The sequence below is a fragment of the Pseudomonas sp. P4_B4 genome (genome assembly GCF_056402255.1).
The window spans coordinates 299529-322169 of sequence record NZ_JBFUHS010000003.1 but is presented as its reverse complement, the minus strand read 5'-3'; the positions used below and the strand labels follow the sequence as shown (position 1 = coordinate 322169).

The 22641-nt window shown below is 58.9% G+C and carries 22 protein-coding genes and 1 pseudogene; 10 read left to right on the top strand and 13 right to left on the bottom strand.

What is annotated here, in order from left to right; all coding sequences use genetic code 11:
- Positions 1-179 precede the first annotated feature (179 nt).
- From AC1DVE_RS05910 to AC1DVE_RS05895, 4 genes are all read left to right on the top strand, one after another.
- On the top strand, positions 180-392 hold the full coding sequence (locus AC1DVE_RS05910) for a DUF1059 domain-containing protein (RefSeq protein ID WP_008001113.1): 213 nt from the start codon (positions 180-182) through the stop codon (positions 390-392).
- A gap of 1084 nt (positions 393-1476) precedes the next feature.
- Positions 1477-2409: a universal stress protein gene (locus AC1DVE_RS05905; RefSeq protein WP_477783833.1), complete on the top strand. Its 933-nt coding sequence runs from the start codon at positions 1477-1479 to the stop codon at positions 2407-2409.
- A 173-nt stretch (positions 2410-2582) separates the two neighbouring features.
- The gene (locus AC1DVE_RS05900) at positions 2583-2834 is read left to right on the top strand and encodes a hypothetical protein (RefSeq protein WP_223461366.1); all 252 of its coding nucleotides are present in this window, start codon (positions 2583-2585) and stop codon (positions 2832-2834) included.
- Positions 2835-2843: 9 nt separating this feature from the next.
- Complete coding sequence (locus AC1DVE_RS05895) at positions 2844-3128, top strand: hypothetical protein (protein WP_223461364.1); 285 nt, start codon at positions 2844-2846, stop codon at positions 3126-3128.
- Here the strand turns inward: AC1DVE_RS05895 and AC1DVE_RS05890 are convergent.
- Complete coding sequence (locus AC1DVE_RS05890) at positions 3088-3348, bottom strand: hypothetical protein (RefSeq protein WP_477783846.1); 261 nt, start codon at positions 3346-3348, stop codon at positions 3088-3090. The two genes, AC1DVE_RS05895 and AC1DVE_RS05890, sit on opposite strands and share 41 nt — an antisense overlap.
- Positions 3349-3810: 462 nt before the next feature.
- On the opposite strand from AC1DVE_RS05890, the gene AC1DVE_RS05885 reads away from it, so the two are divergent.
- Entirely contained in the window at positions 3811-4080 is a 270-nt protein-coding gene (locus AC1DVE_RS05885) for a hypothetical protein (protein ID WP_477783832.1), read from the top strand.
- Positions 4081-4753: 673 nt separating this feature from the next.
- Complete coding sequence (gene gfa, locus AC1DVE_RS05880; RefSeq protein ID WP_223461361.1) at positions 4754-5332, top strand: S-(hydroxymethyl)glutathione synthase; 579 nt, start codon at positions 4754-4756, stop codon at positions 5330-5332.
- A gap of 418 nt (positions 5333-5750) precedes the next feature.
- Here the strand turns inward: gfa and AC1DVE_RS05875 are convergent, their stop codons facing one another.
- The 3 genes from AC1DVE_RS05875 to kynU form a co-directional block, all read right to left on the bottom strand.
- On the bottom strand, positions 5751-7160 hold the full coding sequence (locus tag AC1DVE_RS05875) for an amino acid permease (RefSeq protein ID WP_223461359.1): 1410 nt from the start codon (positions 7158-7160) through the stop codon (positions 5751-5753).
- Between the two features lie 85 nt (positions 7161-7245).
- On the bottom strand, positions 7246-8559 hold the full coding sequence (locus AC1DVE_RS05870) for an OprD family porin (protein WP_223461358.1): 1314 nt from the start codon (positions 8557-8559) through the stop codon (positions 7246-7248).
- Between the two features lie 102 nt (positions 8560-8661).
- Positions 8662-9912 carry a kynureninase gene (gene kynU, locus AC1DVE_RS05865; protein WP_223461356.1) on the bottom strand — a complete coding sequence of 417 codons (1251 nt, stop codon included), beginning with the start codon at positions 9910-9912 and terminating at the stop codon, positions 8662-8664.
- Positions 9913-10121: 209 nt separating this feature from the next.
- On the opposite strand from kynU, the gene AC1DVE_RS05860 reads away from it, so the two are divergent.
- Positions 10122-10595 (top strand): Lrp/AsnC family transcriptional regulator, encoded by a 474-nt coding sequence (locus AC1DVE_RS05860; protein ID WP_007971266.1) that lies wholly within the window; start codon positions 10122-10124, stop codon positions 10593-10595.
- Between the two features lie 15 nt (positions 10596-10610).
- Here AC1DVE_RS05860 and AC1DVE_RS05855 read toward each other — a convergent pair whose 3' ends face one another.
- Positions 10611-11624 (bottom strand): AraC family transcriptional regulator, encoded by a 1014-nt coding sequence (locus AC1DVE_RS05855; protein ID WP_223461354.1) that lies wholly within the window; start codon positions 11622-11624, stop codon positions 10611-10613.
- Positions 11625-12003: 379 nt separating this feature from the next.
- Here AC1DVE_RS05855 and antA point away from each other — a divergent pair, with 379 nt between their 5' ends.
- Genes antA through antC form a run of 3 tightly spaced genes read left to right on the top strand, consistent with a single transcriptional unit; the run spans position 12004 to position 14927 of the window.
- Positions 12004-13395, top strand: a complete 1392-nt coding sequence (antA, locus tag AC1DVE_RS05850) for an anthranilate 1,2-dioxygenase large subunit (RefSeq protein WP_223461352.1) — start codon at positions 12004-12006, stop codon at positions 13393-13395.
- On the top strand, positions 13395-13886 hold the full coding sequence (gene antB / locus AC1DVE_RS05845) for an anthranilate 1,2-dioxygenase small subunit (protein ID WP_223461350.1): 492 nt from the start codon (positions 13395-13397) through the stop codon (positions 13884-13886). The genes antA and antB overlap by 1 nt, the downstream gene beginning before the upstream one ends.
- Positions 13887-13904: 18 nt before the next feature.
- Positions 13905-14927: an anthranilate 1,2-dioxygenase electron transfer component AntC gene (antC, locus tag AC1DVE_RS05840; protein ID WP_223461348.1), complete on the top strand. Its 1023-nt coding sequence runs from the start codon at positions 13905-13907 to the stop codon at positions 14925-14927.
- A 65-nt stretch (positions 14928-14992) separates the two neighbouring features.
- Here the strand turns inward: antC and kynB are convergent, their stop codons facing one another.
- From kynB to AC1DVE_RS05800, 8 genes and pseudogenes are all read right to left on the bottom strand, one after another.
- On the bottom strand, positions 14993-15646 hold the full coding sequence (gene kynB / locus AC1DVE_RS05835; protein WP_223461346.1) for an arylformamidase: 654 nt from the start codon (positions 15644-15646) through the stop codon (positions 14993-14995).
- 268 nt (positions 15647-15914) lie between these two features.
- On the bottom strand, positions 15915-16544 hold the full coding sequence (locus AC1DVE_RS05830) for a hypothetical protein (protein WP_223461344.1): 630 nt from the start codon (positions 16542-16544) through the stop codon (positions 15915-15917).
- Positions 16545-16805: 261 nt separating this feature from the next.
- Positions 16806-17021: pseudogene (locus AC1DVE_RS05825) on the bottom strand (hypothetical protein); the annotation flags it as partial.
- 478 nt (positions 17022-17499) lie between these two features.
- On the bottom strand, positions 17500-18249 hold the full coding sequence (locus AC1DVE_RS05820) for a hypothetical protein (protein ID WP_223461841.1): 750 nt from the start codon (positions 18247-18249) through the stop codon (positions 17500-17502).
- A 102-nt stretch (positions 18250-18351) separates the two neighbouring features.
- A complete protein-coding gene (locus AC1DVE_RS05815) occupies positions 18352-19947 on the bottom strand; it encodes a DUF5666 domain-containing protein (protein ID WP_477783831.1) in 1596 nt (531 codons plus the stop codon).
- Positions 19944-20786: a DUF6502 family protein gene (locus AC1DVE_RS05810; RefSeq protein ID WP_223461845.1), complete on the bottom strand. Its 843-nt coding sequence runs from the start codon at positions 20784-20786 to the stop codon at positions 19944-19946. The genes AC1DVE_RS05815 and AC1DVE_RS05810 overlap by 4 nt, the downstream gene beginning before the upstream one ends.
- A gap of 131 nt (positions 20787-20917) precedes the next feature.
- Positions 20918-21589 carry a hypothetical protein gene (locus AC1DVE_RS05805; RefSeq protein ID WP_477783830.1) on the bottom strand — a complete coding sequence of 224 codons (672 nt, stop codon included), beginning with the start codon at positions 21587-21589 and terminating at the stop codon, positions 20918-20920.
- Positions 21590-21862: 273 nt separating this feature from the next.
- The gene (locus AC1DVE_RS05800) at positions 21863-22435 is read right to left on the bottom strand and encodes a hypothetical protein (protein ID WP_223456021.1); all 573 of its coding nucleotides are present in this window, start codon (positions 22433-22435) and stop codon (positions 21863-21865) included.
- Between the last annotated feature and the right edge of the window lie 206 nt (positions 22436-22641).

Sequence of the window (22641 nt, the reverse complement as noted above, 5' to 3'; positions counted from 1 at the left end):
CCCTGTTTCCGCGCAGCCGTTTTCTATGTCTGGCACAACTACCCTGACATCGGTGGGCCTATACTTTAACGATCGGCACACTCGATGTGGCATGCAGTCGTGTTTGATGTATGGGAGACGCGTCGAGCGATCGTTCACGCAGGCCACGGCCTGCCTTCGTCGTAGGGAGGAAAACATTCATGGCGCGTAAATACATCGACTGCCGCGAGTTTCCGAGCGATTCCCACTGCTCAATCGCACTGTCTGCAGACTCTGAAAACGAACTGCTCGAGGCCGCCGCGCAGCATGCGGTCAGTGTTCACAAGCACACCGACTCACCAGAACTGCGTGCTCAACTGAAGACGATGTTTCACGACGGAACCCCGCCTGTTGAAGCACCGCGTCCTGCTTAGCACCCAGGGGTTTCAGAGGAGTGATTGTCATCGATAAGCACCTACGAGGCTCATTTCGATGAGTTCCGCAGGCCTGAGGGTAGTTTTTTATGCCTGGCACAATCTGAATGACGAAGGAGATCCCCAAGGAGCTGCCAATGGCTGCTCCTTGGGGGTGCTTTGGAGAGCTTGTTTAATGTGGCTGCGTGTTCATTCAAGCTAAGCTCAAGCTGATTCGACAGACTGCTACGGCCAAAATCCGGCCTTCAAGCAAGTCCCAGTCACGGCGACATCGGACGTGCACATTGTCTCTTCGCGTAACGGCGCTTGAAAAAAACAAGCGATCGAGTCTATGGCAGCATCTGGCCCAATGCACTCTGGAAACCCCCGCGACAAGTCTGCTTGAATTATTCGGCATACTTGGCATTGGATAATGGGAATCTGCTTAAAGTGTTTCGATCAGCAGCAAATGTGCTATTTCATCAGATCGAATGGGATTTATTTAGAGTTTACTTAGCAGAAAATCAACTAGCTCAGCCGACTAACTAACTAAGCATCAAGCAGAATAGCCACCATACTCAATCATTGAGTTGCGCGAGCAAAAACGCTCGCCGGAGAGCAACTCGACCATAACTCCAAGATCTGGGCATCCACTTGGGGTGGGGAATTTGTTCAGCTGGATAAAGGCGCAGCCAATCGAGGCATTGAGGCGGCAGATGCTATTGCGCTTCCTTTGTCAATAGCGCAACCGACAACAAGTAACGCGATTCCTCCGAGGCAAAGTGTACCGACCGCGTTACAACTTTCTCTGTTTAATATAGATGCAATGGAACAACGGCGCCAGTGCTAGAGAGTCATATTGCGTAGTTGCATAAACGATCAGCGGCAGTTTCCTGGCTTTCAATGCCTGCTCGATTCAAGCGTCACAATCGGACTGATTGGGCAAGATTCGACTTTAGATGTCGACTGCATGGTGCAGGTAAGTGAACTTTCGGCTAACAGGCGGGCAACGGTTGGCCAGTACGCGTAAACCCAGCTCGAAAGGGTATAGGCCAAGAAACCCCGCCACCCACAAGAAAACTGTACTCAGCAAAGGAAGACACTCATGCACACCATTCGCAACACGTTGGTGGTAGTGGATTCACAGCAGTCCAGGGATCTGATCTTGAACAGAGCCAAAATGATTGCCGGCGCTACCCGGTCGCACCTGCATCTGCTGGCCTGCGACAAGGGAAACCACCATGGCTCTTACCTGAACGACATTCAAGTCGAACTGACACAGGAAGGTTATAGCGTCAGTACCCAGCAGGCCTGGTACGGAAGTTCACACAAAACCATCATCGCCGCCCAACAGGCGGTGGGATGCGGCTTGGTAATCAAGCAGCACCTACCCCACACATCACTGATGAAAGCCCTTCTCACCCCCGAGGACTGGAAGCTCTTGCGATACTGCCCCAGCCCGGTACTGATAGTAAAAACCGCAAGACCCTGGACCGGCGGCACCATTCTCGCGGCCATTGATGCCGGTAACAGTGACGTGGAGCACCGCGTCCTGCATTCAGGCATCGTTAGCCACGGTTACGACATCGCCGCAATGGCCGGCGGCACACTACACATGATGAGCGCCCACCCCTACCCCCTGCTCTCGGCAGCCAACCCCGTACTCCAGCTCAAGGAAAGCATTCAGGCTCTATATCGCGAACTGTGCAAGACGTTCCAGGCAGAATTCAACATCAGCGACGATCGCCTGCATATCGAGGAAGGCTCAGCCGATGTGTTGATCCCGTACATCGCACACAAGCTCGAAGCCGCACTCACGGTAATCGGTAGCGTGGCCCGTACCGGGTTGTCCGGCGCATTGATCGGCAACACTGCCGAGATGATTCTGGACACCCTGGACAGTGACGTACTGGTGCTCAAGCCGAACGACATCATCGCCCACCTTGAAGAGCTGGCCGCCCCGCCACCGAGCCCATCGGCCGATACCGCGACATCCTCTTGGYCGTATAACCACCACAACCATCGACCACATACTTAGGAGCTAGTAACTGCCCCGGCCAATCAACTTGCACCGGTACAACATCTATGGTGAGCGCCGCACGATCGAGCGCAGCGACATCGAGAAGATCCACTACGTCGGCAACATCCTCGCCCCAAGCAGGGTGCTAGGGCGGTACTAGTTGATCCGCCACCTCGCCGGAGTCCCATCCCATGCCCTCAGTCCAGTCCAACCAACAGTTGTGTCGCGACCTGAAAGCTGCTTCGCATGCCATAGCACAGGCTGCCCATGACTTATTCGGAGCAGCAAAGCAGTACAACGAGGTCGAGATGAAGGAAGCGACGCTGAAGATCGAAAAGCTGCACCGGCTGGCAGACCGGCTGATTGCGCATGCGGACGAGGTGAAGGCAGGAAAGATTGTGCGCATTACAGAGATGGGTAGCTGGCCTGGCGGTGATATTTAGGTGGGGATCATGGGGCTCACCAAACCGAACCAAGACCTGCGCCGAGACCTGAAGCAGGCGGCCGCCCTGCTCAAATGGTCGGGCGTCGATCTGATGCAGGTAGCTGTGAGGCTTTCGGAGTCTGGCCTTGAGGCTGACGCCCAGGAACTGCTAAGGATCGCGGCAGGATTTCAGGAGGCTGAGGACAAGCTGGCAACCGATGAGGCTGAGCGAACTTTTAACCTCTACCTCAAAGCGCGTCACCTCTGCCCATTCAGTGAGTGGCGGTTGTGTTGCTCAACCCCCACAGCATGAGAACAACAGCGACTATGATGGCGACTCCCACAGTTCCAAACCCTGCCGTCACTAAGCTCTCCTGCCACGGTTCCCCCATGCGTCCACCACTCGCGATAGGCGACACGGACATCGTCCCGAGAGTGGCAGCCAGTACCGTAAACGCCCAGTTTGAATAGGCGCCGTAAAGAGCCGTCCAGTACGCAACTGCCTTTGTGCGTGTGCCAAGGTGTATCTCCATCCAGACTGCGCCAAACGCTAAGAGCAGGATTCCATTCATTACTCCTTCGAGGTGCGCAGCAAGCCCTAAACGCGGATTGCTGAACTGCAGCTCGAACAGGCCTGTGCAAAGACCCAGGAACACTAAGAACATGCCATGCCAGAGTAGTCTACGCCGAGCTTCGACCATAGCCATGAGGCCTCCCAAGATTGGCTGAATTTAGATCTCCAATTCATCTCATCAACTTTAGAACGTTCTTAAGAAAACGCGGACCGCCAACTTGATTGAACACAGCTCGACGCATGAGAGAGTTAACCTGAAAAAACTCCCTCGATCATAGGAATTAAATATTTCAGTAATACTTCTGCGCGACAATTTTGTTTCAATTTTAAGACAGTACACACCAGCCCTGTCGGCTTCACCCGATTCAGCAGTTAACAAAAGGTGTGCCGCTTGTACGTACAGCAAACAAGGAGGTCAAACATGCGATGCTCGCCGGATGAGATACGCCACCAGATCCTGGACGCCGAACCCGTGTTGAAACGACTCGATATCGAGATGGAAGGGATTGAGTTTGATCCGCCGGTGCCTTCAAGCGTCACTGCTGCCTACGCCAAGGTAGATCGGATGATTGAGCATCTGTTGGCCCGGTTCAAAGCAAACCTCATCCTTGGGCCGTTAACGACAGAGCTGAAGTCCCAGTATTTTGATGGTATTCGAACAAAGGTAGCGCATGCCAGGAATGGCAAGTAGCTTGGATCTTCGTCGGCAGCAACCGTTTATTTTTCTCTTCGATTGGCCATCGTTGTCTCCCAAGGGGCACAACATCGGCCATATGGAGCCTGTCTTGAATGTCAGCCATGGGCCCAGGCTGTGTGAAAACACACTTGATACGATCAACGTTGAGATTTTTTTGGATTGCCTGCGCAGTCGGTAGTAGAAAGCATAGATTGGTCCGTGCGGCCAACATCGGCGCGCATTTGGCTGTTGGGGGCCGCGTCAGCGGCAACAGTGAGGATCTGCCGTGACGCTTTTTGACTGATACGCCTCCCCGATTATCCGCCTTAGGCAGGGATGCTGATAACAGACACCACGGTAATGAAGTCCGTCCCTACAAACGATCCACTGTGTGACCATTGATGCGTCAAGTGGGGTACCGCGCCTGGCTCTCGCTGGCGTTCTGAATTCGGCACACTCGTCCGTGCGCTCGAGGCGTCATCGCAGACTATTCTTGATCTGGGTAACCGACCGGTCGCACCGAAGGAGGTCACTCGTTTATGCACTGTGTCCTTTTCGAAATCCGCCGCGGTTCGATCGGATGCATGAAGGCAAATCAATCCGCGCCGTCATCGAGTTCCGATGAACTACCGGTCTGGGGCACGGCCCCAGGCACTTTTGTCTGACACCCTGAAACGGAGACGCCAGCATGAGCACCTTGCAACTTCACCCTGCACTGGACAATGGTATCCAACCCGCCGCCGCGAATTTCACAGGTGGCACCCTGCAATGCCTGTGTGCGACCGACAAGGTCGAGGTCAAGATCGACGCACAAACTCTGTATAACCACGCGTGCGGCTGCAGCAAATGCTGGAAACCACAAAACGCGACATTCGCCGTCATCGCCGTGGTGCCTCGAGATAAGGTCAGCGTCATTGCCCACGGCGAAAAACTGGCGATTGTCGATGAAACCGCCACCATCCAGCGCCACGCCTGCAAGCAGTGTCACGCCCATCTCTTTGGGCGCATCGAGAACAAGGACCATGCGTTTTATGGCCTGGACTTCGTCCACACCGAGCTTTCGCCACAGAGCGGATGGGCTGCGCCGGGATTTGCGGCGTTCGTGTCCTCCATCATCGAAACCGGCACACCGCCAGCGCAAATGAAGGCTATCCGCGAGCGCCTGCGCTCGATCGGCCTGGAACCCTATGACTGCCTGTCCCCGGACTTGATGGACGCACTGGCGACTCATGTCGCCAAACAGAAAGGCCTGCTCCCCGCCGCCTGATTGATCGGTCGCCGCGGTTTCTTTTCCGGACCGCGGCTCCGATTCACCTTTGATGTTGTGCGCCCCACATAATTAACTGGAGGGCTGTGGGCATTAAGACAACGGGTTAATCAAGACTCTTGAGGACCGTTGCCCACGTTGAGATCTGAATCGTTTGGACGGCGGAATTGCCTTGGTTTTTTACGCAGCAACGCCCAAAACGCACGCTTTTTGAGCTCTGAACAGGCGACGGCCACCGAGACCGACTTTTTCAACAGAATCGACCAACACCCGCCATTGAAATGCACCCTGAAAAATCAACAACAACCCGAGTATCAATCCGAAACCTGATCGAGCCCGGGGCGACGCATCGTCAGGTTCCGGGCATTGCCCAGGCATCGACCTGACTGAACTTCACCGCCCCGGCACGACCTTCAGGCTATAGCTTGGGCTGCGCACTCAGCGCCGTGACCGCCCTGGTTTTCCTGAAGAAAATACCGTAGACAATCGACAGCACCAGCAGGAACGGCACACCGAACACCAGGGTCATCTTGAAGGCTTCAGTGAAGTAGGTCGTGATCATCACCGCCCCCATCAGTACTAGCCCCAGCAATGTGCTGTAGGGAAACAGACGCATGCGGAACGACAGTTTGCGGTTGCCATTGCGTTCGTGAAAACGACGGAAACAGAAGTGCGTCAGGAAGATCATGAACCAGGTAAAGATCGCGCCGAACATCGAGATCGCCATCATCAGGGTGAACGAACTTTCCGGGTACAGGATGTTGAGCAACGTCGCCAGGGCGATACCCGAGCTGGAGAGCAACAGCGCGTTCAGCGGGATCCCGGTCTTGCTCAACACTCCCATGGATTTTGGTGCGTAGCCGGCACGGGACAGGCTGAACATCATGCGCGTGGTGATGTACAACTGGCTGTTCATCGCTGACAACGCCGCAATCAGGATGACGAAATTCATCACGCCGGTGGCGCCGGGAATGCCGATGGCTTGCATCACCGTGACGAACGGGCTCTGGGCATGGCCAGCCTGGACCCAAGGCACGATCGCCAGCATCAACGCCAGGGTCAGCAGGTAGAACACCACCAGGCGCACGATAGTCCCGCGAAAGGCTTTTCTCACTGCTTGTTCCGGGTCTTTCGCCTCACCGGCGGCCACCGCGATCATCTCCACGCTCAGGTAGCTGAAGATCGACACGATCACCGCTATCCACATCCCTTGCAGACCATTGGGGAAGAAACCGCCGTGAGCGGTGTAATTGTGCACGCCGTATTCCGGGTTGCCGGAACCGAACACCACATACACCGCCAGGATGATGAAGCCGACAATCGCGCCGATCTTGATGGTCGAGAACCAGTACTCGAAGGTGCCGAAGGTCTTCACGCTGATGGCGTTGAGCACGATCAACACACTGGAGAACGAGACGATCCATATCCACTCCGGCACGTTGGCAAACCAGTACTTCATGTACATCGCCACCGCCGTCACTTCCGTGCCGACCGCGAGCACAATCGCCGCCCAATAGGCATAACGCACCAGGAACCCGGCCAGCGGGCTGACATAAAATTCGGCGTAGGCACCGAACGAACCCGAGGTCGAATGGGCCACGGTCATTTCCGCCAGGCAGCCCATCAGCAGCAAGGTGATGATTGCGCCGATGGCGTAGCTGAGCAACACGCTCGGCCCGGCATAGCCGATGGCATAGGCGCTGCCCATGAACAGCCCGGTGCCGATTGCACCGCCAATGGCGATCATGCTCATCTGCCCCGACGTCAGCTGACGCCGCAGGCCGTGTTCACGCTTGGATATCGTTTCGAAACCGGAGTTATCGGTCATTTTTATGTCCTCTGGATTTTGTCTTTCTTGAAGAGCACGTCGTAGGTTTAACGGTGGGGATCAGCCACGCACAGCAGGACACGGATCAGAAAATACTCAGTGGATACTCGATGATCACCCGCACTTCGTTGTTGTCGGTGGTGTCGGCGCGGGCGACCTGCGAGGTGGAGCGCACACTGGCCTGACGCACGCGTATTGAAAGGTCCCTGGCCTTGCCTGACTGCACGACATAGCGCGCTTCGAGGTCGCGCTCCCAGCGCTTGCCGTCATCGCCGTAACGTCCATAGGCGCCATTGGGTCCGCCCTCGTAATGGCTGTCATCGATGTGGTCACCACTGACGTAACGCGACATGAAGCTCAGGCCCGGTACGCCGAAAGGCGCCATGTCCAGGTCGTAACGCAGTTGCCAGGAGCGTTCGTTGGGGGCGTTGAAGTCGAGGACCTGAATCGAGTTGGCGAGGAAAATCGAGGTGCCCGGCTGCTGATCGAAACCCAGGTAATCGAACGGCTCATCGCCATCGACCCGCTGATACGCCAAGGTCACTCGATGGGCACCGAACTTGTACGCGGTGGCCAGCGACCAGGTGGTGTTGTCGATCTTGCCGGCCAGGCTCTGGCCGCTGTCGTTGGTGCGATAGAGATTGAAATCCAGGTTCAGCGACTGGCCTTCACCATGGGCATAGGTGTAGTTGGCATTGCCGTAGTACTGGCGCCAGATGTCGGTGAACTGCGAACCGTACAGGCTGACACTCAGTTGATCGCTCAGGGCGTAACTGCCGCCCAGATAATCGACGCTGCGGGTTTCCACGCCGGCGTACAGCGCTTTAAGCGCGCCATTGGCATTGGTCGAATTACTGTCGTTGCCGGCGGTGAAGTGACCAATGTCCAGTTGCAATGCCTTGAGTTCATTGCTGGTCAGCTGAAAGCCGGTGGCAACGCTGGTGAACAGTCGCGCATTGCCGGTGCCGAACACCGGGTTGAGTGGGGTCAGGTTGCCGTACTTGAGCTCGGTCTGCGAAATCCGCGCCTTCACCGCGCCACCCGCTTCGGAGTACTCATCCTCGGGACGGCCATCGGAATCGACCGGCAGCAAACCCGTGCCCGTGCGTCCCTTGCCACTGTCGAGCTTGAGGCCCAACTGCGCATAGGCATCGACCCCGAACCCCACCGTGCCCTGGGTGTAGCCGGAGCGGTAATCGAGCATGATCCCGTGGGCCCACTCGTCCCGGTAGTTCTGCCCGCCCGGGTTGTTGAGGTTATTGCGGTAGAAATAAAAGTTACGGTTGGTCAGGGTGAGGCTGCTGTCTTCGACAAATCCGTTGTCAGAAGCGGCACAGGCCATTTGGCCAAGGCAACTGGAGATGGCGAGCGGCAAGGCAGGCCAGAGGGACAGTTTCATTCTGCGTGCTCCTTATTATTGTGATTGCAGAACTGGTTATTGCCGGCGGCCGAAGCCCTGCCGCGGAGAAAATCCTGCGGCAGGAATCGGATGTCGGAGGGTTCAGGTCACGCTGTGGCGAACCTGGAATTGCGCTTGCGACCAGGTGTTCCGGTCGAGGATCTCGCCGAGGATCTGTACCGCATCCCAGACTTCGGTAAAGGTCGTGTACAGCGGGGTGAAACCAAAACGCATGATGCGCGGCTCGCGGTAGTCACCAATCACGCCCCGCTCGATCAGGGCCTGGATCACCGCATAACCTTCGGGGTGTTCGAAGCTGACGTGACTGCCACGTTTGGCGTGCTCACGGGGCGTGATCAACTTCAGTTCGTGAGCCGCGCAACGCTGCTCGACCAGTTCGATGAACAAGTCCGTCAGGGCCAGGGATTTGCGGCGCAAGCTGGCCATGTCGGTCTGGGCGAACACATCCAGGCCGCACTCGACCATCGCCAATGAGGTAATCGGTTGGGTGCCGCACAGGTAGCGGGCGATGCCGCTGCACGGCTCGTAATGCGACTCCATGGCGAATTGGCGCGAATGGCCGAACCAGCCGGACAGGGGTTGCGGCACCAGATCGCACAACTGTGGCGAAACCCAGACAAATGCTTGCGAGCCCGGCCCGCCATTGAGGTACTTGTAGGTGCAGCCGATGGCGTAGTCGGCACCCGCCTGGTGCAGGTCGACCGGCACCGCGCCGGCGGAATGGGCCAGGTCCCAGATGGTCAGCGCGCCACACTCGTGGCTCAGCGCGGTCAGGGCCTGCATGTCGTGCATGTATCCGGTCTTGTAGTTGACGTGGGTGAGCATGACCACCGCCGTGTCCTGGTCAATCGCTTGCGGCAACGCTTCAGGACTGTCGACCAGGCGCAGGGTGTAACCCTGTTGCAGCATCTGCGCGAGGCCTTCGGCGATGTACAGGTCGGTGGGGAAATTGCTCGACTCGCTGACGATCACTCGCCGCTGCGGCGACCTTGTAGCCTGTACGCGCAAGGCAGCGCTCAGCACTTTGAACAGGTTGATCGAAGTGGTATCGGTCACCGCCACTTCACCCTCCCCCGCACCGATCAAACCGGCCAGGCGGTTGCCCAAACGCTCGGACAGCTCGCGCCAGCCTGCGCTGTTCCAGCTGCGGATCAAGCCATTGCCCCATTCCTCGGCGACCACCGCTTGCGCCCGCGCCAATGCAGCGACCGGCCGCGCGCCCAGGGAATTGCCATCGAGATAGATAATCCCTTCGGGGAGCGCAAATTGCTGGCGCAGGGGCGCCAGCGCGTCCTGGGCATCAAGCGCCAGGCAACTGTTTCTTGTCGTCATCGGGTGTCCTGTTTTTTGTTATGCGACGCCATCCGGGCAGGTTGCATCAGCCGGTTCAGGCGCCCTGATTCAAGGCGATTCACTTGCCTTTCGATGGAGAGATAATGAACGAACCTTTGAAGAATTTTCGTGCAAAGTAACCGGCCATGTAGTAATTATTTCGCAGAATGTTCGAATCAAACCCCAATAAACGCGGATTTATTCAAACCATGAATCTTGACTCGACAGACCTGAGAATCCTGCATCAATTGCAACAGGATGGCCGTATCAGCAATCAGGAATTGGCGGAGAAAGTCGCCTTGTCACCCTCGGCTTGCCTGCGACGTTTACGCCTGCTGGAAAGCGAAGGGATCATCACCGGCTATCGCGCGGTGCTGAATGCCGAGCGGCTGGGCATTGAGCTGGAAGCGATCGTTCATGTGTCGCTGCGACAGGACGTCGAGGACTGGCACGAGACCTTCATCAAGAAGGTGCAGCAGTGGCCGGAGGTGGTCACCGCCTATGTCATTACCGGGGCGAGCAACTATGTGTTGCGGGTCCAGGCCCGCAACCTCAAGCACTTCTCGGATTTCATCGTCAATCACCTCAACCGCACCGCCGGCGTCACCGATATTCGTTCGGAAATCGTCCTGCAAAAAATCAAGGAGCGTGAGCAATTGCTGGATCTGGTGGTACGCAAGTAAGGCCGCGGCGGCCCTTCAAAGTCCCTGCTGGCGCCGGGCTTCGTTGCGCTGCAAGGTCATGCTCGGGGTTTCGTCGAACAGCTTGCGGTACTCGGTAGAAAAACGCCCCAGGTGCATGAACCCCCAGCCCATGGCGATCCCGGAAATACTGCGCACCGTGCCGTGCTCGAGGATCTCCTGGCGGACGGCGTTCAAGCGATACTTTTTCAGGTAGGCCATCGGCGACAGGGCGAAGTACTTCTTGAACGCGTCGAACAACTTGAAGCGCGAAACGCCGGCAGCGGCTTCGATGTCCTCCAGATGCAGCGCTTCCCGGGCGTTGTCGTGGATGTATTGCCGGGCCCTGACCAGGTAGTGCGGCAACTTCACGCCCAGCGCGTCCCGCAGCTCCTGCGAATAGTTGTTTGGCTGGGCAAGGATCAAGCCTTTGATCAGCGAGCTTTCAATGTCCCGGGTAAAGGCCACCTGCTCGAACAGTTCACTGCTGCGCTCCATCTCGTCGATGAAATAACGCGCCATGCGCCACCACGACGCCGATGGCCCATCGATCGCATCCATCACCGGCTCGAAGCGCAGCGGCGCATCCAGGGGCCGTTGCAGCATCCCTTCCAGAGCCTCGCTCATCGCCACTCGGGTAATCACCACCTGGACCTTGCGACAGTCACCGGAAATCGCCAGCAGCTGGTGTTCATTGGGGGAAATGATGACCCCTTGATCACGGTCAGACCTGACCACGCTGCCAGCCTTGCTCAGCTCCTGTTCGCCCACCAGCGGCAAGCTCAGGCTGTAGCTGCTGAAGTGCTCGGCGTCCTCGATATCGATGGTGACATCGGTACCGTATTCGATCGTGCCCAGGGTGGTGGCCATCGACTTGAACATGTTGGCGTTGTGATGAAAGCGGATCCGTTCGGGGTTCGCACTCACCAGCCGATGAGGTCCGCAGATACCGGACATCCAGCTTCTGGCGGCCTCCAGGTCATCGCTGTCGACACGAATGTCGCGAAACTGCGGATCGACTTTGCTGCTCATCACGGTGCACTCAAGGTTTTTTTCGGCGCGCTCTGATGGCGCGTATGCGGTTTGCAAAGGCAAGTTCCAAGCCACAAGATCGCGGTGCTGACCCGGTGGATAGCAATCGCCAATTAAGTGGATAACGCTTGGCGACTCGAGCCGGAAAATGCCATCAAAGGGTATCGAACGCCCGCTCGAACAGTACCTGATTACCGCAAACCGCAGCAGCCGTTTATCGCCTGGTGCATGCCGCTGGGTATTCGCTGCCCAGCCCGCCCCCTGAGTGTTACCGCCAAACTTTATGGACTGCCTTCGCCCACAAAGCGGATAGACCCAGGCACGCCCCACTCTCTCTAATGAACGTACCGATTAGCCCCAATAAAAACAGGTACACCTCATGAGTGGCGAAAAAAACGTCGAGCAATGGAAAACGTTTATCGAAAGCTGCCTGGACTTCCGTCCGGCAGAAGGCGTATTCCGCATCGCCCGGGACATGTTCACCGAACCGCAGCTGTTCGATCTGGAAATGGAACTGATCTTCGAGAAGAACTGGATCTACGCCTGCCACGAAAGCGAGCTGGCCAACAACCACGACTTCGTGACCATCCGCGCCGGCCGCCAGCCGATGATCATCACCCGCGACGGTGACGGTCAGCTCAATGCACTGATCAATGCCTGCCAGCATCGCGGCACGACGCTGACCCGCGTCGGCAAGGGCAACCAGTCGACCTTCACCTGCCCCTTCCATGCCTGGTGCTACAAAAGCGATGGCCGCCTGGTCAAGGTCAAGGCACCGGGCGAGTACCCGGAAGGCTTCGACAAGGCCACACGCGGCCTGAAAAAGGCCCGCATCCAGAGCTACAAGGGATTCGTCTTCATCAGCCTTGATGTGCAGGCCGAGAACAGCCTGGAAGACTTCCTCGGCGACGCCAAGGTGTTCTTCGACATGATGGTCGCCCAGTCGCCCACCGGTGAGCTGGAAGTGCTGCCCGGCAAGTCGGCCTACACCTACGACGGCAACTGGAAGCTGCAAAACGAAAACGGCCTGGACGGTTATCACGTCAGCACGGTGCACTACAACTACGTGGCCACGGTGCAGCATCGCCAGCAGGTCAACAGCGAAAACGGCACTGCCGCCAGTGGCACCCTCGACTACAGCAAGCTCGGCGCCGGCGACGCCAACACCGATGACGGCTGGTTCGCGTTCGATAACGGTCACAGCCTGCTGTTCAGCGACATGCCAAACCCGTCGGTACGTTCCGGCTACGCGACGATCATGCCGCGACTGGTCGAAGAACACGGCCAGCAAAAGGCCGAGTGGATGATGCATCGCCTGCGCAACCTGAACATCTATCCGAGCCTGTTTTTCCTCGATCAGATCAGCTCGCAATTGCGCATCATCCGTCCGGTGGCGTGGAACAAGACCGAAATCATCAGCCAGTGCCTGGGGGTCAAGAACGAGTCGGACGCCGACCGCGAAAACCGCATTCGCCAGTTCGAGGACTTCTTCAACGTCTCGGGCCTGGGCACACCGGATGACCTGGTGGAGTTTCGTGAAGCCCAGCGTGGTTTCCAGGCGCGCCTGGAACGCTGGAGCGACATCTCCCGCGGCAGTCACCGCTGGGCCAGCGGCGGCACGCCCAACAGCGAGTCAATCGGCATTGCCCCGGCCATGACCGGCACCGAATTCACCCACGAAGGGCTTTACGTCAACCAGCACAGCAACTGGCAGAAATTCCTGCTCGATGGCTTGGACGCGAAATCCCTGAAACTCCGTGAGGTGCAATGATGAATGCGCAATTGCAGTACCAGATCGAACAGTTTTTCTATCGCAAATCCGAACTGTGCGACGCCCAGGACTGGGATGCCTATGTCCAGCTGTTCGCCGAGCACAGCGAGTTCCACTTGCCGCAATGGGACTCCGAACACGTCTACACCCGCGACCCCAAACGCGAAATGTCGCTGATCTATTACCCCAATCGTTCAGGCCTTGAGGACCGCGTATTCCGCCTGCGCACCGGCAAGTCCGCGTCCGCGACGCCGATGCCGCGCACCCTGCATCAGATCAGCAACGTGCGGATCGGCGCCCTTGCAAACGGCGAGCTGGAGGTACGCCTGAACTGGCACACGCTGTACTACCGCCTGGCGACATCCGAGCAGTTTTATGGCCGCGCGACCTATCACCTCACGCCCCACGTCGATAGCTGGCTGATCACCCGCAAGCACGTGTTGCTGCTCAACGACACCATCAACTCGGTACTCGATTTCTACCACCTCTGAATCCAAGGAGACCGGGGCATGAACCATAAGGTCGCGTTCAGCTTTGCCGACGGCAAAACGCTGTTCTTTCCCGTGCAACCCAACGAAATCCTGCTCGACGCCGCCCTGCGCAATGGCATCAACATTCCCCTGGATTGCCGCGAAGGCGTCTGCGGAACCTGCCAGGGCCGTTGCGAGTCAGGCGATTACAGCCAGGACTATGTGGATGAGGAAGCCCTCTCCAGCCAGGACCTGCAACAACGCAAGATGCTCACCTGCCAGACACGGGTCAAATCCGACGCCGCGTTCTACTTCGACTTCGCGTCCAGCCTGTGCAACGCCGCCGGCCCCGATCAACTCAGGGCAAGGGTCACCGATGTCAAGCAGGTGTCGGCCAGCACGGCGATCCTGCATCTGCACCTGGGCAATGCGGGACAATCGCTGGATTACCTGCCCGGACAGTACGCCCGGCTGCTGATTCCGGGGACCGAGAACAAGCGCTCCTATTCGTTCGCCAATCGGCCGAGCGCCAGTAATGAGCTGCAATTCCTGATTCGCCTGCTTCCCGATGGGGTGATGAGCGACTACATCCGCGAACGCTGCCAGGTGGGCGACGAAATCGCCCTGGAGGCACCGCTGGGGGCTTTCTATCTGCGGCACGTCGCCAGGCCATTGATCCTGGTGGCCGGTGGCACCGGTCTTTCGGCATTGCTGGGCATGCTCGACGAACTCGCCGAGCGCGGCTGCGAGCAGCCCGTGCACTTGTACTACGGCGTGCGCGATGCGGCCGATTTGTGCGAACAGGCGCGCATCCAGGCGTATGAACAACGCATCCCGGGGTTTCGCTACACCGAGGTGGTCAGCGAACCGTCGCCACACTGGACCGGCAAGCGCGGCTACATTGCCGAACACTTCGACATCGCCGAACTGCGTGATGGCCAGGTCGACATGTACGTCTGCGGGCCGCCGCCGATGGTGGAGTCGATCAAAACCTGGTTGCAGGCACAGGCACTGGACAGCGTGCAGCTGTACTACGAGAAATTCACCGAGAGCAATGCCTGACACCGCTCACCCGAAGGGAGCGCCGGAACCGGGCACCGGCGTCCACTTCGGATCTGTTGAATGGGTTACACGCGTTGTGTAGTACTCAACGGCCGCAAAATCGCCCTGACCGGACTGGCGTCCAGATGAGCGAACCGCAGCGGCAAGGCGATCAATTCATAATCGCCTTCCGGGACCTCATCCAGCACGATGCCTTCAAGAATCGCCATGTGATGGCGGGCCACGGCGCCGTGGGAATCCATGGTCCTGGATTGCTGCGGGTCCAGCGACGGTGTATCGATGCCGATCAAGCGCACGCCAAGGCTCGCCAACAGGTCGATGGTTTCCTTGGCAACCGCCGTGAAGTTCGAATCCCAGGTCGTCAGCGGTGCTTGTCGATAGGTTCGCAGCAGCACCCGCTCGGGCACATCGTGCAAACGCCCTTCCAGTTGCCCCGGCTGCACCAGCTCGCCGCTGTCCAGACAATGCAAAACGCGACAAGGCCCGATATAGACGTCCAACCCGACATCGCCAATCGCCGCGCCGTCAGCGCTGTAGTGCAACGGTGCATCGACGTGGGCGCCGGTATGCGGCGACAGGGTGATGCGTCCGACATTCACCGGACACTCGGGACCGTAGGTCCAGACGCGCTCCTCAAGGAAGGGCGTGTCACCCGGCCAGGTCGGTGTATCGGTACTCAAGGGTGGACTGATGTCCCACAACGTTGTGTTTTTTGTCATCGCAATGCTCACCGTGGTTTCCGGGTGAAATGATACGAGCGGCAGTCGTGAAGATTCGTGCAAAAACCTCAGGTAACCGCGCGGGTTTTCGCACAAACCACCATGGATGAGCGGTATTGCGGCAGGAAATTTCAAAGACACGAAGTCGAAAAAAAGTCGCAAGCCCCTCGATTCTTCGGGGCTTGCGACTCATTGCCGATACGTCCTTCAAACTCCCGGGACGTCATCGACGGGTATGCCTGACTTGTTCATTGCCGAACGTGCAGGCCTAGTTCTCTACCTCAACCGCGTCGAAATCCGGCGCGTCTGGCGCGTCCGGGGCGTCCGCCACGTCCTCTCTGGCCGCCTTCGCCTTGGCTTTGTCAGCCTCTCTGGCCGCCTTCGCCTTGGCTTTATCAGCCTCTCTGGCTGCGTTCGCCTTGGCTTTATCAGCCTCTCTGGCTGCGTTCGCCTTGGCTTTGGCTGCGTCTCTGGCGGCATCTGCGTCAGCCTTGGCGGCATCCCGGGCTGCATCCGCAGCGGCCCGGGCAGCGTCTCTGGCTGCATCTGCATCTGCGCGCGGTACGCCAGCAGCTCTTGCGGCATCCCGGGCTGCATCCGCCTCAGCTCTCGCGGCGTCCCGGGCTGCATCCGCCTTAGCTCTGGCGGCGTCCCGGGCTGCATCTGCATCAGCCTTGGCCGCGTCTCTGGCTACATCAGCGTCATTTCTGGCAGCGCCTCTGTCTTCCGCGGCTTCCCTGGCAGCGTCCCTGGCGTCTTCTGCGGCTTCCCTTGCAGCATCACCAGCATCTTCTGCGGCTTCCCTGGCTGCATCTGCAGCGTTATCCGCGTCGTTGTCATCGTCGTTGTCACGCGCGTCGTTGTCACGCGCATTGCCTGGGCCTCTGTTCCCGACCATTCCACCATGGTCATCGTCGTTGTCATGCGCATTGCCCGGGCCTCTGTTCCCGGCCATACCACCATGGTCAGCGTCGCCGCGCCCTGGGCCTCCACGGCCGTCAGCGCCATGGCCTGCACCACCATGACCGCCGCCATCTCCATGGCCGCTACCACCGTTACCGCCTCCGCCGTCACCACCGTGACCACCGCCTCCGGAGCCTCCACTGCCGGAGCCACCGCCGCCACCGTGACCACCACCGCCACCGCCGCTGCCACCACCGCTGCCGCCGCCGTGACCGCCTCCGCCGTCACCACCGTGACCACCGCCGCCTCCGCCGCTACCGCCACCGTGGCCGCCTCCGCCTCCACCTCCGCCGCTGCCGCCATCTTTGGCATACACGCTGGAGAAACTACCGATGTAATCGGGCACCAGAACAGTCGATGCCGACAGGACCCCGCCAATTGCCAGAGCCAACAAACATTTCTTGAGCAGCATGATGCACCTCCGCTTGGAGTTGCGTCGCCATCTCCGTATCGAACGCAATGTCCAGTGAGTTCCCGGCCGCCCATTGGAGCGGCCAGCCAACCGGCACGGCCATAAGTCTGCAGCAATAACGAGCCACCGCGGTTTCCGTACGATCCCTCAGAGCCAGTTAGCATATTCGCGTGGGAAATATTCCCACACACTCAGATTAGTACTATTAGCCCAAGTGTCAACGACCAAATATCAGAACAAATGCAGCGTTGAGCAAAAACTTCAACCTGCCCCATTGGAGAGTCGCCCCTCACCCGATCGGCTGGTTAAACGAGACAATTTTTTCAATGGAATAGATCAGGAGATGACATTCGGATTTACCCAGGGAACCTGGGGTGAGAGCTAGCGGGCCTGGCAGGTTTTTCGAAGCGCACTGCCGCGTACGGACCCGCCTGGGTCGAAGCGGTGAAGCGCATCAGTGAAGAGAAACAGGCGGGTATCAGTAGGTGTGGCTGAACACCAGTCCAGCCTCGCCATCCGGGCTGGCGTCGGAAAAACCCTTGACGGCATACAACTGAAACTTCCAGTTCTGATTGAGCTTGTGCGTGAGGAAGAGGGTGAGTTCCTTGATCTGGTCGCCCGTGGAAACGACTTTCTGCCGCCAGTCGTAGGACACCCCCGCCGTGGTGCGTACGAACACGGGCATGGCAAAGCCCAGGCCGGCGAATATCGGGTTGTCGAAGTTGGAGCCCGACGGGTCGCCGAATTTTTTCCAGCCCAGGGTAGCGAACCCGGTCACAGGGCCGAAGGCTTTGGCGACATCGACCTGGGCGGAATAGTCGGTTTTGCCGGTGCCCAGGCATTTGTCTTCGTCGGCTGTGGGCAACTTGACCTTGCCGATCAGGTCCACGAACAGCCCGCTGACGCTGCCGTCAAGCACGGCATAGTCGGCACCGGCGACGGTGTCGCCCAAACCGCTTTCCACTTTGCCGCAGCCGCCGGGCAACGGCTCGCCGTCAGGGCCGACCGAAGGATTAGTGATGCGTAGCCAAGGCACAGTGAGCTTGTAGGTCATGGGGCCGGTCTGGTATTTGCCCACCAGCGGGACGTACCAGGTTTCGGAAGTTGTACCGGTGCCATAGTCGCCCCGAGAGTAGTCGGTTCCGATCGAAGTCGTGAAGGTATCGGCCAAGGCTGGCAAGGCCAGGCTGGCAAGCCAACCTACGAGCAGGATGCGCTTGGGGTTCATGCTCACCTCGTGTCTTGCGTCATCGAAGTTCACACGCATGCTTTGTTGCGTGACTTACCAAGCCTAGTCACTTATGACGATAGTGCATCATGACTGCACTGTTTAACCCGACCTGCCGGAGTGATCGATTTTTTCGACCGGCTCGACCCTCTCAACTTTCTCTACCTTCTCGACCTTTTCAACCTTATCTACCTTCTCGACTTTTTCTGGCCGTTCAACTTTCTCGACTTTCTCCGGGCGTTCGACCTTTTCGACTTTCTCTACCTTTTCCACCCTCTCGACTTTGTCGGGTTGCTCGACCCTCTCGATACGCTCCGACTTGCCGGACTTGTCCACGCTATCTATCTTGTCGCCACCGCCATGACTGTCATTGCCCCCGTGGCGAGTATCGTCGACAACGCTGCCTTCGCTCTCGGAGCGGCCGCTCCTGTCACTGCCCGAGTTCCCCGAGCTGCCGGAGTTGCCGGAGTTGCCGGAGCTATTGGAGCTGCCGGAGCTATCGGAGCCGCTCGAGTTGCTCGAGCCACTTGAGTCGTCGGTGTTTTGCTCGCTGGTGCCGGGTCGTCCGTGCCGGTTGCCGGCTGGCGAATCGGAGCGCTCGCGGGGCAATTCGATACGCGTTGCCTGCACGTCTCGCGCGCCGGTGAACACGCCGTTGACCCGCACGCGTCGATCCAGCGCCAGTTCCGAAGCCTGCACACCGACAAACACGGTGTCGCGCGCCAGCGTCACATTAAAGCCACCGACCACTAAACGGTGGTCCTGCCGGCCCTGTACCAGGCCCTCGATCACCGCATTGTGTGCCCGGCCAATGAAAGGCAGGCTCGGATCGGGGCGGCTTTGGTTCACGTCCAACTCGCGACCGGACCAGTGGCCGCGCACCAGCATTTCCTGCGCCGGGCCTGGGTGATTGCTGAGTTTGATTCCCTGGAGATAGCCGCTGCGATCCACCGAGCCGATGGCACTGGCTTCCTTGAGGCCGGGCGCCAGGTCGATGCGGCTGGCCACCACTTCGCCACGAGCATCGCGCAGCCCGCTGACCCGTACGGGATCACCCAGGCGCAGACCGGGAGCGACTTGAGCACCGTTGGCCAGGCGTACCGGTTGCCCCATGACGCGCATGGGCATGGAAGCGCGCGGCAGGGCTGTCAAAGGACCTTCGTAGGCGTGCAGGATAGAAATGCGCCCGGCCTCCAGACCTCGCTGGGAATTGAACGCTTCCACGGCAACCACTTGGCCTACCGCCAGGTGGGTGCTGGTGGTGGCAATGCCGTTCTCGCTGACTGGGACGTTGTTGTTGAAGTGCACTTCCACGCCATTGACGCAGATCGAGGCGAACCCGGTGATGGTGCCGACAATGCCGGTGCCACCGATCCCGCCGTTGTCGCTTTCACTGCCGATGCCCGTGCCACCCACGCCGCCTGCAACGGCACCGGTGCCGCCAATGCCGCCAGGGCGCTTTTTCAGCGGTGCGCCGGTACCGCCGATCCCGCCGTTGTCGGTGTCGATGCCGGTACCGCCCATGCCGCCAGGCGCTGCGCCCGTGCCGCCGGTACCGCCCGGAGCCTGGATGACTGGCACTGTGCTGGTGCCCGCGTCATTCTGGCTGACACAGGCTGGGGCGGCTTGCAGCACAATCGGAAGCCCGAGGCCCAGAGTGAGGGCGATTGTACGAATCAGGCGCAAATTGACGGTCATGGCTTAGGGGCCGTTTGTGAATCGGGATCGGAAGCTTCAGTGTAGAAGTACAATCCGACCGTGATGCGCTGGCGTGGTTCAAGGCTGGGCAGGTCCCGGAACTCCAGTTCGGCGGAGAGTCGGTTGAAACTCAACAGGGCCTGCATTCCCTCGCTGGCAACGGCCTCGCGCAACGCCTCGACGCTCATCGGGGACAGTGCGTCATAGTGCACGCTGCGTTCAAAAAAGGCCGGACCTTCGCTGCTCAGGTTGTGTACCGCGGCGCAGGCATGATCGTGCAGGTTATGGCCCAGGTAAGCGGTTTTCTCATCGAAGCCCTTTTGTGGCACGAAGGCCTGGGCTTCGAGGTGCACGAGATCTTGTTCGTCAAGGCGCACGACGCCCAGACGCAGCCACTCGTCCAACACCACCCGCGCCCTGATATCCGTGCTGACCTTCGCCACCAGGGCGTCAAAGGAGCGGTCGCCGCCGACACGGGCCAATCGAGGCAGTGCCAGTGGCTGGCCGGCGTCGTTGCAGAACGGCGCGTTGGCCCAGGCGTTGACCAGTTGCGCTCCGAAAGTGATGTTTTCCGGAAGCGTGGAAGAAGCCGGGTCACTGGTATTACGCAAGCGCCGTACATCCTTGCGATGCACGCCGGTGAGCAGGCTGATGCGGCTGTCGGTCGGTGCCTTCTCGCCCAGACGGAACTCACGGTCCGCCACTTCGACGAAAACCTCCTTGAGCAGGTCGGCAAACACCAGGTAGGTGACGCCTTTGCGCAGCATCAGGCGTACCAGCGGCCGCATGACATGTCGCAAGGCTTTGAGGAGCGAGGTGGGCAGCGTCGACGATTGCATTCAGCGAATTCCTGGATAGATAACCCCAGTATAGCTACGTGGGAAATAATCCCATGAACGCACGCGCGTATTTTTTGTCGCGCCTCATGCAAAACCGGTCCCCAGGGTTTGGCATGAGGCCACAAAACGCATCAGATCCGGCTGTTGTCGTCGGGTTCACCGCCGACATGGACGCCGCGGTCGTCACCAGGCTCACCACCGACGTGGACGCCTCGGTCATCACCAGGCTCGCCACCGACGTGGACGCCGTGGTCATCACCAGGCTCACCGCCAACGTGGACACCGTGGTCATCACCAGGCTCACCGCCAACGTGGACACCGTGGTCATCACCAGGCTCACCGCCAACATGGACGCCGTGGTCGTCACCGGCTTCGCCGCGAGCGTGGTTGCCGTGGTCGTCACCCGCCTCTGCATGGGTACCACCGCGACCGGAGTTCGAGGCTCCAGAACCGGCATGGCCTGAATTCCCATGGTCGCTGCCGCTGTGGCCACTGTTGCCGCCGCTCCCACTATTGCCACCATGGCCACTGTTGCCACCGTTCCCACTATTGCCACCATGACCGCCACCGCTACCGCTGTTGCCGCCGTGACCGCCACCGCTACCACCATTGCCGCCACCGCCACCGCCGCTTCCGCCACCACCACCACCACCACCACCACCACCACCACCACCACCACCATCCTTGGCGTAGGCACTCGAGTCATGGGAAACGGAATCCGGTACCAAAACCATGGAAGCCGAAAGGACGCCACCAATTGCCAGTGCCAGTAATCCTTTCTTGAAAAGCAGGTAAGTGTTCATCGTGCATTCTCCTGGTGATTTACCGCGAGCAGTGTCAACGCAATACGCGTTGCAATCCGGGAGCGGCATTGGAGCAATCCGTCTGACTTACAGTTTCTCCTGAATTCATTGCGTGGGATTTTTTCCCACACAATGAAATTAGACCTTTCTGGCTCCGGGTCAACCGGCGCAGGAGAAAGCCGACCGACGGCTGGGGACACGGATGGGGATGGAGATGGGGGTTGCCCATGTGGGGGTGAAATGGGCTTGGCTTTTGGCGTGCTTCGTCGATAGCTACCCCGGTACCGAGGATTTTTGCGCACCGGCATTGCCCGCCCTGCCGGCGACTGCCAGTGCCACGCAACAAGCCAGTAACGAGAATGCGGCGAATGCGCCCATCACATGCAGGTAAGGCAACACGTGATTCCAGGCTCGAGCCACCCCCAGGAAAGCGGCGAATAGCCAACCGCTCATGGAAAGCGCACCCAACAAGGCGAGCCGCGTGCGGCCTGCAGTGCGCAGTGCGACGAAGGGAGCCTTTTGCAGCAGCGGGAAGCCGACTCGATGCAATAGTGCACCGTTGAGGCTCAGCAGCGCGACGACCGTCACCTTGGCCCAGAGTTTCTGATTGAGCAGATACGCGTCGCCTTCAATGAGATAACCCTGAAGCACCAGCAACAGTCCGCTTGCCCAAAGGGCCAGCAGTGCGAGGCTGACGATTTTCTGGGTTTCATCAAGGTACTCAAGCCTCGCCTGGTCCAGTATTTCCTTGCGCCAACTCCAAAGCTTGTGATCCGCCTGCAACACCCTCCCCAGGGCAATACACGTAGCGAGCAGATGACCGTACACGAGAAGCATTTTGAGCATTGCCTTGACCTTATTATTGTTTTGGCGCTGCGTTCCCTGCTTCGCTGAATTGAAATCGAATGATACAAATTAGCAATTGCATTTACAAGGCGAGCTTTCGTTCAAATAGTTGGGTGATCTGCTGGTGGGAATCGCCCTTCTGCCAGCGATCCCACTGACGTGCCGGTTTTCCTGAACATGCGGATTTAATGGGTTATGTCCGGCAC